The organism is Lacticaseibacillus daqingensis (assembly GCF_003946115.1).
Taxonomy (GTDB): domain Bacteria; phylum Bacillota; class Bacilli; order Lactobacillales; family Lactobacillaceae; genus Lacticaseibacillus; species Lacticaseibacillus daqingensis.
Window position 1 is genome coordinate 116,113 of sequence record NZ_RHOH01000003.1, and the last position, 12,385, is coordinate 128,497.

Genomic DNA, 12,385 nt, shown 5'->3' on the forward strand with positions numbered 1-12,385 from the left:
ATACCGAATCCTGGCCAAGGGCGCAAAGACGCGACCGTCCGGCGCGACGGCCCCACCAAAAAGAGGATGCGGCCTGGCCACATCCCCTGAATCTGATCGACTTAAACTTCCGCGGCTTCCGCTAATAAGCGCGGCGCCCGGGGCCCATGAGGGCGGTGCCCGTCTGGCCCGTGGTGCGGGTGGTGGCGATGATGGCCACACCCAAGGTTGGCGCGCAACTTCACCTGCTTCGTGCGCTCCTTTTCCATCTTCAACTGCTGATGGGTGGTGATGATCTCCGTGGTCCCCACGATTGCCAGGGCAATCGGGATCACATGCAGTGCGGCCAAAGCCACCAGCACCTCTGGTTTAGCTTTGATCACTTCATCAAACGTGTGCAACGGCTCCTGTGCCGTGTCGGCGAGCTGTTTGACCAGCGCCTTCGTGTCTTTAAACATGGGCAAACCACCTCCTCCCTCTATTCTACCAGCTTCCAGCGTTTTTTATCGTGCAACCGGTTTCTAATTTGCCGGCCCGTAAAGTTTGGCTTAATTCAGGGGTTCTCCGCCCGCCCCCAGGCCGAATTTGATTACAATGGAAGTAGTAGGGAAGTAGTAGAAAAGGAGGTGGCCCATTGACCACGCAGACGAATGCCACCACCGGCCTGACGCGCGCCCAAGTCGCCGCGCAAACCAAGGCCGGCGCACACAATCAACCGCTGAAGCCGCTGACTCGCAGCGTCGGCCAGATCATCCGCCAAAACACGCTGACGCTGTTCAACTTCGTCAACCTGGCGCTGGGCGCCTTGATCATCACCACCGGCAGCTACAAGAACCTGCTGTTTCTCGGGGTGGCCATCGTGAACACCGCGATCGGCACGATCCAGGAGATCCGTAGCAAACGCCGCATCGACGCTATGAGCATTTTGGCGGAAACCCCCGCCACCGTGCTGCGTGATGGGCAGTGGCAGGCCATCCCCCAAGCGGCCCTCGTGCTCGGCGACCTCCTTCAGCTCCGGCGCGGCGCGCAGGTGCCCGTTGACGGGCAGGTGACGGCGACCACCGGACTGGAGGCAGACGAAAGCCCCCTGACCGGGGAATCCCACGCGATCAGTAAGCAGGTCGGTGACCCCTTGTTGTCCGGCAGCTTCATCGTGGCCGGCCAGGCCACCATGCAGATCACGGCCGTGGGGGCGGAAACCTTTGCCGCCAAGCTGGCACTTGAGGCCAAGGCCGAGAAGAAAAGTCAAAGTCAGCTGCTGGCCACCATCAACCGGATCATCCGCGTGCTGACCTACACCCTGATCCCCTTGGGCGTGGCGCTGTTCACCGTTTCCATGATTCGCCGCGGCAACTACAACCGGGCCATTCTGTCCACCAGCGCTGCCATGATCGGCATGATCCCCGAGGGGCTGGTGCTGCTGACGAACGTCGCCCTGGCGGTCTCCGCCCGCAACCTGGCCGTCAAGCGTGTGTTGGTGCGCGCCTTACCCGCCATCGAAGCCCTGGCCCGCGTTGATGTGATCTGCCTGGACAAAACCGGCACCATCACCAGCGGCGCCTTGCACGTCACGGGGGCTCATCCGACCGCGGGCCACACCGCGGCCGAACTGACGACCGCGGCCGCCGCCGTCACCTACGCCTTGAACGATGACAACGAAACCGCGCTGGCGATCAAGGCGGCGTATCCGGCCCCTACGGCCACCGCGACCGCCACCGTACCGTTCAGCTCCGCCCGCAAGTGGTCCGGGGCGACGTTCCCCGAAGCCAGTCTCGTGATAGGGGCGCCGGAGTTCCTCTTTCCGACCGGTATCCCGGCCACCGCTGCGCCGGCCATCGCCCACGCCACTGAACAAGGCGCCCGCGTGATCGCGGTGGCCCGCACCGAAGCAGCCCTGACCCCACCCCTCACCGGTCTGGACCTGCTCGGCTGGCTCACCATCGCCGACACCGTGCGCGACACCGCGCCAGCCACCTTCCGCTTTTTTGCCAGCCAAGGCGTAGCCCTCAAGGTGATCTCAGGGGATAACCCGATCACGGTGGCCAATGTGGCCAAGCAGGCCCAGCTCCCGGGCGCGGCCGCCGCCTTGGACATGAGCACCGTGGCGGACACCGCGGACTACCACCCACTGGTGCGAGACTACACCGTCTTCGGACGCGTGACCCCCACGCAAAAGCAGCGGCTGATCGCGGCGCTGCAAGATGACGGGCACACCGTGGCCATGACCGGCGATGGCGTCAACGATGTCTTGGCCCTGCGCCAAAGCGACTGCGGCATCGCCATGGCCAGCGGCGCCGAGGCCGCCAAGTCGATCGCCGACTTCGTGCTTCTCGACTCGAACTTTGACGCGATGACCGGGGTCTTGAACGAAGGCCGCCGTGTCATCAACAACATCGAGCGAGTCGCCTCGATGTACCTGGTCAAAACGATTTTCTCCGTCATCCTGACCGCGATCTTTGTCTTTTTGCCGCTGGACTACCCGATCACCCCGATCAACCTCACCCCGGTCACCGCGATCACCGTCGCGATCCCATCGTTCTTTTTGACCCTGGAACCCAACTTTGACCGCGTCACCGGCCAGTTCATGCAAAAAGTCATGACCATCGCGGCCCCGGCGGCGCTCGCCATCATCGGATACACCTTAGTCATGACTTGGTTTGAGGCCTTCTTCGGCTGGTCGTTCACCACCACCTCCACGCTGGTGGTCTTCATGATCGGCGTCATCGAGGCGCACGTGTTGATCCTCGTATCCCGCCCGTTCAACCGGTACAAGCTGGGCATGCTGATCGCAGTCGCGCTTGCCTTTTTCGTCACCTTCTTCGTGGTCAACGGGCTGTTCTCACTCGCCAACCTCTGGCGCATGGACCTGATGCTGGTGTACCTACCCGCACTCGCCTCAACCGTGCCGGTGTACTACTTCCTGCAGGAGTTTCTCGGCCGCCGTTTCCTGTCTAAGATCAATTGGCGCTGACAAAAACCGCGTGCCCTCACTTGAGGACGCGCGGCTTTTTTCAATGCCTCAGACTACTCAGCCGCCGGGTTGGCGACAATTAGGACGTCACACGGAGCGTTTTCCACCACAAAGCTGGCCACGGAGCCGATAAACATCCGCGACACCAGTTTCTTGCTACTGCGCCCCAAAATAATCAGGGCCGTCTTGTAGTCCCGCGGCGCATCACGTGCGATCACGCTGCGCGGGCTGCCGAAGCGCAGGTGGATCGCGACATCGATGCCTTGCGCCAACAGCGGCTTGGCGATGTCTCGCAACTCTGCCTCCGCGGATTGCTCCGCATTGTAAAGCACCGTGCCATCCACCCCCACGGTTTGGTTGAACCCAATGTGGTACTGCCGAGTGTCGATCACGTGCAGCAAATCGATGCCAACGCCACGGTCCTGCGCGATCGCCACCGCCTTGGCCAGCGCCGTGTCCGCCGCCTGCGACCCGTCTAATGCCACCAAAATCCGTTCGTTCATGCTGTCACGTCCTTTCCGGGGCGCCCATTGTCGCCCACCTACTTTAGTTGTAACACATTGAGGGCGCGCCACGAAAGCGAGACCGGTCACGCAAACGGCCGCCCCCTCATTGGCGGACGGCCGTTTTGTACTGAGTCAGACTGCGCGCGATTTTAGTAATACCGCGAGTGGTTGAAGAAATTCAACCGGGCCACGATCGTGTTCGGATCGCTTTGCTGCGATGGCAGGATCCACAGCCCGATAGAGTCGAGGTCCTTGAGGATGAAGTTGGTCACCGCGATCTCAAGCTCAGCAGGATCGATATTAAAGCCAGCGTCCTTCGCCACTTGCATCGCCTCTTCGAGGTCGATCGTGACCGTATCAACGAAGTGCGTCTTCAGTTGGTCAAACACGGCCTCAACTTGGCCGTTCACATACGCTTCGACCGCCTTGAACACCTTTCCGTTCTTGGCCTGGAGGTCATAGTAGCGCGTCACTAAGTGGTTGTTGTCGATTTCCATAACGTGCCTCCTTATTCGGTATAAGCTTACCGTGATTGTGCGAAGATGGAAAGAAAAAACTGCCCGTGGGTAAAAAACTCATTAGAATCCTCGCACACAAAAAGTAAGTCGTGTATAATTAAGTTTGCTAGTTTTCAGATATTAGGAGGTAATATGATGAAGAAATGGTTGCTTGCATTGGCCAGTGTTGCACTGCTCGGGGCCTTGAGTGCCTGCGGCAGTGACAAGTCCACCACGGATTCGACTGCGGTGAAACTCGTCACCCCCAAAACCTTAACGATCGGCCTGGAAGGCACCTACCAGCCATACAGCTACCACGAGGACGGCAAGCTGACCGGCTTTGAAGTCGCCCTCGGCAAGAAGATCGCCGCCGAGCTCGACCTCACCCCCAAGTTCGTTGAGACCAAGTGGGACTCCCTCATCGCCGGGCTTGACGTCAACAAGTATGATCTCATCTTGAACAATGTCGCCAAAACTCCTGAGCGCGCGGCCAAGTACCGCTTCACCAGCGCCTATACCTCGGGTAAGTCGCAGCTGGCCGTCAAGAAGGACAACACGACGATCCAATCCATTCAAGACATCAAGGGCAAGCAGATGGCCCAGAGTGTGACCTCCAACAACGCGCAAAACGTCAAGAAACTCGGCGCCACCATCGTGCCGGTTGACGGCTTCGCCCAGTCGGTTGCCCTGATCGAGCAGGGTCGTGCTGACGGTACCGTCAACGAGGCCGCCTCGTTCTACGCGTACCTGAAGCAAAAGCCAGACGCCGACATTCGCCTGATCGAAGTCGGGAACGCCATCACGGCCAATCCGGCGCGTGGGCTCCTGCGCAAGGATGAAGCCCCACTGCAAAAGAAAGTCACCGCTGCTATCGACAAGCTCAAGGCAAACGGTGAGCTCGCTAAGCTGTCCAAGCAGTACTTCGGCGGCGACATCACCAAGTAGGCTGGCCCGCTAAGCCCGCGCCACTTCGCTCTGGTTCGTCGAGCTATGTGACGCCACGCGGGAGCGGCTAGCTACGCACAAGCACTCGGGCCTAAGTTCGGGCCCAAGCACTTGCGCTAGGCTACCCGTCCCGCTAAGCCCGCGCCACTTCGCTCTGGTCTTTGTCCTGGTCTTTGAAAGGAGATTTTCATGTCCACCTGGCAGATCGTCACCAAATCGCTGCCCGACTTGCTCGTTGCGATGCTCAAATACACCATCCCCATCACGCTGATCTCCTTTGTGCTGGGGCTCATCCTCGCGCTCGCGGTCGCGTTGGTGCGCATCTCGCCCTCACGCAAACCCGGCATGCGGGCCCTCAAAGGCCTCAGCTGGTTTTACGTGTGGATCTTCCGGGGCACGCCGTTGCTCGTGCAGCTCTTTCTCGTGTTCTTCGGCCTGCCGTACCTCAAGGTCAACGGTCACGCGCTGCTTGAACTCAACGCGTGGACTGCCGGGATCATGACCTTCGCGCTCAACACCGGGGCCTACGCCAGTGAAACCATTCGCGCCGCCATTCTCTCCGTGCCCACCACCCAATGGGAGGCCGCTAAGGCACTGGGGATGAAAAAGTCACTCGTGCTGCGCCTGGTCGTCTTGCCTCAGGCCGTGCGCATCGCGCTGCCACCGCTGTCCAACAGCTTCATCAGCCTGATCAAAGACACCAGCCTGGCCAGCGGGATCACCATCATCGAGATGTTCCAGGTGAGCCAACAGTTCGCCGCGCTGTACTACAACCCGCTCGTGTCTTACACGCTGGTTGCCGTGCTGTACCTGCTTTTGACCACGGTGCTGACCGGGGTGCAAGCGTGGTTGGAGAAACGGACCAGCCGTTACCTGAGCCCTACTGGTGCTTAATCTAAAAGCGTCGTCCAATTTTTCGGACGACGCTTTTTTCTATGGTATTAAGTCCGATGACGGTGCGCGCCAGAAACCTCATGCAACCATTCTGCGTTGTCGCCACTGAACACCGGCGATGAGCAGTGCCAGTCCGACTGTCCAAGCCAAACACGTCAACACGCCGGTTTGCGTTTGCAGTGCGACGTTATCGGTCAAGAACGCGGTTTCTCCTAACGCAATTCCGGCTTGCTTGAAGTAGGTCAGCGGCAACCACGTGATCGGTGGCGTAATCAGAAACAGGGCGACCAGCAACGCACTCCCCACGGCCGTCAGCCATCCATTGGCGATCAGGCTCGCAAGTAGCAGTGTTGCGGCAGTAATGACGGCCGCCAGGGCCACGGTCAGCACCGTTGCGCGACCGATCACCTGCCCCACATCGATGAACCCTGACGCAAACTGATCAAACGGTGCATTGTACACATAGCCATCCAGCGGCAACCGCAACGCCCCAAAGCCTTCGCGTAGCCCCACAACGCCTGTGATGAGTGCCAGCGGCAGCAGGGTGAAGCCGACGAGCCGGCAAAACAGCAGGCCGCCTTGCAGCAACACCTGCGCGACGGTGGACTGACCTTGTAGCCGCAACCAATCACTGTGCGCCCGACCGCGCCCCAGCTCACTGGCAAAATTGCCGCCAAACAACAGCGTGGCAAGCAACAGCAGGTACGCCGGTGCGTTTTGCCGAATCAACCACACCAGGTAATCGAACCCCTGCACCGCAAATTGCGGCGACCACCGCCGCACCGTTTGCTGGTCAATTTTCGGCATGGCGGCCAGTTCTTGGTCGGTGAAGGTCATGCTAAACGGATAAGGGCCAGTTAGGCCGCGCGCCTCGATCAGCCGGCCACGCTCGTACGCCCGTAGCATCTGCGACTGAAACCCATACCAGCCGGTCGCACCGGTGAGATCTGCCGCATTGCGCAGGCTGATGCCTAGGTTATCTGGGGTCTGCGCACGCTTGCCCGACGTGATCCCGAGCGTGGTCACATACCAACGGTTATAGGTGCGCGCAGAGCTGGCCAGCGCTTGTTGTTCCGGCACGAACCATTCATTGCGCTTGACCATTTCGGTGACCGACTGCCGATAGCGCACTAAGAAGCGTTGCTGGGCCGCTTTTTGCTGACTGGCACCAAACACGCCGACCCCAACGATCACCAACACCAGCGGCCAAAGCCACCACCGGGCATGTTGCTTCCGCCACTCAAAGCGAATCCAAGTCCCCATGACCTACCCCCTTCGCCAGTGTGCGCCGAACGCCACCAGCCCCATCATCAGTGCGGCGCCACACCCAAACGTGACAAGCGACCGGCCGAGTTCACTCACCAGCTGAAGCAGCGGGGCCACTTCACCCGGCGCGTGGGTCAGCCAACCTGCCGTGCCGCCGATCAACGGCTGACCCAGCCCAAGGGCTAATCCCATTGCCACCCCCAGTGAAAGGCCAAGCAAAAGCAGCCACAGTCCCATCACGGCCAGCCAGTGTGTCACCGGCCACCCCCAGCGGTTCGGCAGGTTCAACTGCATCCAGTCGTGCTGCGGGCTTAATTGCGGGAATCCCCACGCACTGATCACCAGCAGGACCGCGATCGTGCTCGCAAGCGGCGTGGCCAGAAGCGTCAGCCAATCGACCACAAAATTCGGTGCGCGCGTGGCACTGCCAGATTGCTCAATGCCCAATCCCTGCTGTAAGCACGCACGGTCCTGGCGCAGTTGCGTCTGGGTGGCGGCCGGGACCACGGCCTTCAGGTTCCCGATCCCCACAACTTCACGAAGTGCCACCGGCACTGGACTGAGCTCCAGCTCGGCCTGGCGAATGCGCGCCTGCAAAAACGCGCGGTTGTTTCGCTGACGCAAGGCCCGCTGCTGACGGGTCAATTGCGTCTGCAACTGCGCAGCGGCCTGCATGGCCGGATCACGCACGGTCGGTGGCAGCTCACGCCACATCGCAGTCTGCACCGCGAGCCCCTTTTGGCGTGCCGTCAGCGCCGCTTGCATCGTGTGGCGCAGCTGCGCCTGACGCACCGTTGTCAGCCCAAACACTGCGCCACACAGCAACACCAGCGTCAGCGCGAGCCCCCACGCCAGCCGGCTGGCCCAAAGTCGGCGCCACTCGAACCTAAGGACTGTCATTCCACTGCCTCGTACAGCTCGGCGTACCGCGTTGCCGCCGCCTGCTCGGAACTGACAACTTCATGCTGCAACTGCTGATCGTGCAAGAACCAGATGTCCTGTGTGACCCGGCTTAGCTCGGGCAGGTTGTGCGATGACACCAACACCGTTTTACCTTGGCTTGCCTGCGCCAAAATGGCCTCGTGTACAAGGCGCAAGCAGGTCGGGTCAAGTCCATTCAGCGGCTCATCCAGTAAAATCAGCGGCGCATCGGTCACCAACGCCATCACCATCAACAGTCGCTGTTTCATCCCCAGCGAGTACTTGCGCACACGCCGGTCCAAAAACGCGCTGGCCTTCAGTTGCTCGGCCACAGCGGCGACGTGCGCCTGATCCAGATGATGGGTCGCCGCAACAAAATCCAGGTGCGCCCGACCGGTCAGATAAGGATATAGCACCCGATTATCCTGCAAGTAGGCCACCTGTTTGAACACTTGGCGCGTGGTGTTGGGCTGTCCGTCAATCGTGATGGTGCCCGATTGCGGCCGCAGCAGTCCCGCGATCAGGTTCAGCAGTGTCGACTTCCCACTACCGTTGGGTGCCACCAGCCCAAAGACGCCAGGTGTCAGTAATTGCATCTGCGCGTGTGCGAACACGCTTTGGCGGTGAAATTTAAAACTTAAATCCTCAATGGTTAGCATACCCCTGCCCTCATTCCATGCGTCGCGATGGCCCGCTCAATGAATTGGTCGTGCATCACGCTGGCTTGATGTTGACCTGCCCTCACGCGCACCGATCAGTTTCGCTTGCTGACAATTTATCTTCTTTACAGAATATTATCATAACAACGTCCTTTTAGGTTGGTGAGTTGACTATTTGCAACTGGTTGGTCAAAATTAGATTTGAATTTAATCCGATCAAGAAGGACCGAAAGCGTATGAGTCCAAAGTTGAATCAATCAACACCGCAAACCTATGGCGAATTTTTCCGCCAGATCCGGACCGATCGTCACCTGCTCATGAAAGAGGTCAGCGGAGACATCACGCTTGGAACGGTCTCTCGGTTCGAGCAGGGCAAAGTGGGCATTTCACTGGAGAACTTTCTGACACTGTTACGCAATGTCAATATGGACATCGAAGAGTTCTTTAGTCGCTACCACGCCCAGCAACCCAATGCGACCTCACAGAGAACCGAGTATGAGTTCAAGCTTCAGTTGTTCCGGGTCACCCTCGATGAAAGTGACCGTGCGGCACAGCAGATGCTCAAGGACTGGCAAATCCGCGCAACGCAATCGGGGACCTTGATCGATCATCTCCGCACCATTATCATCAAGGCCTTCATCCTCGACATCCACAATGACTCAAGCGCCCGGCTAACTGAGGCAGACTCATTGGCCGTGCAAACCTATCTGGTACGCACAGAAGTCTGGTACGACTTCGAGTTCGCCCTTTATATTGATACCATCGCCTTTTTAGCCCCGGCCGTTCAAGCGGACTTGCAACGCAAGATGATGACTGGCTTTTTTGCCAAACACAATACGCCGCACTCGCGGATTTTATTCGTACAAGCGCTTTTCAATACGATGATTGCCTCGCTCAACGCGCGTGACTTCACCACCGCCCGGCAACTGATCGCACTGATCGAGGTCAAGCAGCTACCCGCCAACGCATTTTATCTCAGCGCTCAGGTCCACCTGATTCAGCTCTTCCTCGCGGCGCAGGAGCGACCGGAAAAGCAACCGGCACTGGATCAGTTTGTTACGGCGCTGGACGCCATCTCGCCTCATTTTGCCCTCAAGGAGCGACGCTGGTTGGCGACGCTAGTTGGCCACGCTGACAGATTCACCGATATCTTAGCGCGCCCACTCACCGTTTGCTCATTCTGTTATAATGAAGCCAGTTTGTTACGCATCACTCATTCCGACCACGCGTCACTTGCCGTGTCCACTAACAAAGGAGTTTACTCATGCCCACAACCCCACTCACCCGCGCCGCTGTTGACCCCAAGGAAACTTGGGACCTGACGGCCATCTATGCCACCGACACCGAATTCGAGGCCGACATCAACCGCCTCAAGGAACTCACGCACGATTTTGCCAGGATGTACACCGGTCGCCTCACCGAAGCGCCGGTCATCATCGACGCATTGGAAGACTATGCGAACCTCGCGACCATCATCGACCACCTGAACCACTACGCCTTTTTGCCGGCCAGCGCCGACACCACCGACGCGGCCGCAGACGCCCGCGCCAATCGCATCAACACGCTGACCGCCAGCATCAACGGGCAGCTGACGTTTTTGACCGCCGAGCTGCAGCAACAGCCTGCCGCGGTGCTGGACGCCGTGGCCGCTCACGATGAAGACATGGCGGCCTACATTCGCCACATCAAGCTGACTCAAGCCAGCGCCTTGGCCCCGGCGGCGGAAAAAGTGCTCGCCGAGCTCGGGCCAACCTTGGATGCACCGAGCAACATTCGCGGCAACAGCGTGTTTGCCGACATGGACTTCGGTCACTTCACGGTGGCCGGCACGGATTACCCGCTGTCGTTCGTCAGCTACGAGGAGATCTACCAGAAGCACCCCGACACCGCGGTGCGGCGCGCGGCGTACCACCAGTTCTGCGCGACCCTAGCCAAGTATCAAAACGGTATGGCGGCTGGTTACTACGCGCAGGTCGCCAAGGAGAAGGCCCTGGCAACCATGCGTGGGTACGACTCGGTGATCGACTACCTGCTGGCCCCGCAGGAGGTCACGCGCGCGATGTTTGACCGTCAGATCGACGGCATCATGACCGGGCTTGCGCCTGTGATGCGGCGCTACGTCACCCACATCAAGCAACTGTGGGGGCTCGATCACATTGGCTACACCGACCTGCAGATCGACCTTGACCCGACCTTTGCGCCGCAGGTCACGCTTGACCATGCGCCCGATTACGTGCAGGCGGCGCTTGCGCCGATGGGGCCGGATTACCAGGCCTTGATCGGCCGCGCCTTTCCAGAGCGCTGGGTCGATTTTGCCGCCAACGTGGGCAAGGAGTCCGGCGCGTTTGCGACCAAACCGTACGGCGTGCACCCGTATGTCCTGATGAGCTGGAGCGACACCCTGCCGGCCATTTACACGCTGATCCACGAACTTGGACACACCGGTCAGATGAGCCTCGCCGATACCCACCACAGCATCTTGGGTCACGAGCCCTCCACCTACATTGTGGAAGGTCCGTCGACCTTCCACGAGCTGCTGTTGACGCACAGCCTGATCGCGCAGGCCGACTCACCGCGCATGAAGCGCTTCGCCTTATCGCGCCTGCTGTCGGACACCTACTTCCACAACTGCGTCACCCACCTGCTGGAGGCCGCATTCCAGCGTGAGGTCTACCGCCTGATCGACGCGGGTGAATCCTTTGATGCCGCGCGCCTGAACCAGATCAAAAAAGGCGTCCTCCAGCAGTTCTGGGGGGACGCCGTGGACCTCGATGACGGCCAACCGGAGCTGACCTGGATGCGCCAGAGTCACTACTACATGGGGCTGTACTCCTACACCTACTCCGCCGCGATGGTCGTTTCCACCGGTGCGTACCTGCGGGTGAAGGCAGACGGCCAGCCGGCGATCACCGACTGGCAGCACTTCCTGACGCTGGGCGACAGCCTGCCACCGGTCGAAGCCGCCGCCGTGGCCGGGGTGGACATCACCACTGATTCGGCCCTGAAGGCCATGATCGCCTTTCTCGATGACACCGAGCGTCAGATCGAAGCGCTCAGCGCCAGTCTCACAGATTAGCGGAAAGACTTCAAATGCGCGTTGCAAGGGCTGACTCCCAGCCAGTTGCAACGCGCATTTTGCTTGGACTCAATTCAGTAGGCCGAGGTCATCCAGCTTGTGCGCGGCCCGCAGTAGCGGCTTCACCACCTCGATCTGCGGCGGCGCGGCCGTGGGGTTATCCGCCGAGCGCGTCAGGTGAAACATCACGCGCAGCCGCACCGGTAGTGTTTTGGGGTCGACGCGCCCCCGAAAATAGAAGAACTGCGGCGCCTGCGCGCACGCTTGGAAGCTGCGCGCCCGGACGCGGGCCGCATCGACCTGAGCCTCCGCCATCACGCCGGTGCCAAACACCAGCAGATACTCAGGCAACACCGTGGCGTAACGGCGGTAAAACCGCGCAAAGCCGCCAACCGTGTCCCCCCAGAGGTGACCGCCATAAACCACCACTTTGGCTGCGGCCAGTTCTGCTTCGGTGATGAACTTACTGTCGATGACCTCACAGTGAAACTCGCGCGCGATGTGCAACGCATACTGCTGCGTGAAGCCGGTTTGAGACGTATAAACAATCACCATTTTTGCCATCTCCCCGCCTCCTTCGTGGGTACCTGTGTCAAGACTGCTCCTCTGTATTGTAACAGAGCGGCCTTTGCCGGCTCAATTGCACCGCAGATTTGTCATCAAATTGAAAC

The 12,385-nt window shown here is 59.9% G+C and carries 12 protein-coding genes; 5 read left to right on the forward strand and 7 right to left on the reverse strand.

The genetic code is table 11. The features are described from left to right. Nucleotides 1-101: 101 nt before the first annotated feature. The gene (locus EKM88_RS05355; protein WP_125703932.1) at nt 102-437 is read right to left on the reverse strand and encodes a hypothetical protein; all 336 of its coding nucleotides are present in this window, start codon (nt 435-437) and stop codon (nt 102-104) included. A 176-nt stretch (nt 438-613) separates the two neighbouring features. Here EKM88_RS05355 and EKM88_RS05360 point away from each other — a divergent pair, with 176 nt between their 5' ends. Further along, entirely contained in the window at nt 614-2,950 is a 2,337-nt protein-coding gene (locus EKM88_RS05360; RefSeq protein WP_125703934.1) for an HAD-IC family P-type ATPase, read from the forward strand. Between the two features lie 53 nt (nt 2,951-3,003). Here EKM88_RS05360 and EKM88_RS05365 read toward each other — a convergent pair whose 3' ends face one another. Further along, a complete protein-coding gene (locus EKM88_RS05365) occupies nt 3,004-3,453 on the reverse strand; it encodes a universal stress protein (protein WP_125703936.1) in 450 nt (149 codons plus the stop codon). Between the two features lie 152 nt (nt 3,454-3,605). Next, nucleotides 3,606-3,953, reverse strand: coding sequence for a hypothetical protein (locus EKM88_RS05370; protein ID WP_125703937.1), 348 nt, complete (start codon nt 3,951-3,953; stop codon nt 3,606-3,608). 156 nt (nt 3,954-4,109) lie between these two features. Between EKM88_RS05370 and EKM88_RS05375 the strand changes: the two genes are divergently transcribed. Next, a complete protein-coding gene (locus EKM88_RS05375) occupies nt 4,110-4,898 on the forward strand; it encodes a transporter substrate-binding domain-containing protein (RefSeq protein WP_125703939.1) in 789 nt (262 codons plus the stop codon). A gap of 189 nt (nt 4,899-5,087) precedes the next feature. Next, the gene (locus tag EKM88_RS05380; protein ID WP_125703941.1) at nt 5,088-5,792 is read left to right on the forward strand and encodes an amino acid ABC transporter permease; all 705 of its coding nucleotides are present in this window, start codon (nt 5,088-5,090) and stop codon (nt 5,790-5,792) included. A gap of 78 nt (nt 5,793-5,870) precedes the next feature. Here the strand turns inward: EKM88_RS05380 and EKM88_RS05385 are convergent, their stop codons facing one another. Genes EKM88_RS05385 through EKM88_RS05395 form a run of 3 tightly spaced genes read right to left on the reverse strand, consistent with a single transcriptional unit; the run spans nt 5,871 to nt 8,575 of the window. Continuing rightward, nucleotides 5,871-7,055, reverse strand: coding sequence for a hypothetical protein (locus EKM88_RS05385; RefSeq protein WP_125703943.1), 1,185 nt, complete (start codon nt 7,053-7,055; stop codon nt 5,871-5,873). A gap of 3 nt (nt 7,056-7,058) precedes the next feature. Then, nucleotides 7,059-7,958: a hypothetical protein gene (locus tag EKM88_RS05390; RefSeq protein WP_125703945.1), complete on the reverse strand. Its 900-nt coding sequence runs from the start codon at nt 7,956-7,958 to the stop codon at nt 7,059-7,061. Next, on the reverse strand, nt 7,955-8,575 hold the full coding sequence (locus EKM88_RS05395; protein WP_225418440.1) for an ABC transporter ATP-binding protein: 621 nt from the start codon (nt 8,573-8,575) through the stop codon (nt 7,955-7,957). Before EKM88_RS05395 ends, EKM88_RS05390 begins: the two co-directional genes overlap by 4 nt. A gap of 311 nt (nt 8,576-8,886) precedes the next feature. On the opposite strand from EKM88_RS05395, the gene EKM88_RS05400 reads away from it, so the two are divergent. Both EKM88_RS05400 and pepF read left to right on the forward strand, forming a co-directional pair. After that, entirely contained in the window at nt 8,887-9,960 is a 1,074-nt protein-coding gene (locus tag EKM88_RS05400; protein WP_164512011.1) for an Rgg/GadR/MutR family transcriptional regulator, read from the forward strand. After that, entirely contained in the window at nt 9,903-11,714 is a 1,812-nt protein-coding gene (gene pepF / locus EKM88_RS05405; protein WP_125703952.1) for an oligoendopeptidase F, read from the forward strand. Before EKM88_RS05400 ends, pepF begins: the two co-directional genes overlap by 58 nt. Before the next feature lie 69 nt (nt 11,715-11,783). Here pepF and EKM88_RS05410 read toward each other — a convergent pair whose 3' ends face one another. Beyond that, complete coding sequence (locus EKM88_RS05410) at nt 11,784-12,278, reverse strand: flavodoxin domain-containing protein (protein WP_125703954.1); 495 nt, start codon at nt 12,276-12,278, stop codon at nt 11,784-11,786. Nucleotides 12,279-12,385 lie beyond the last annotated feature (107 nt).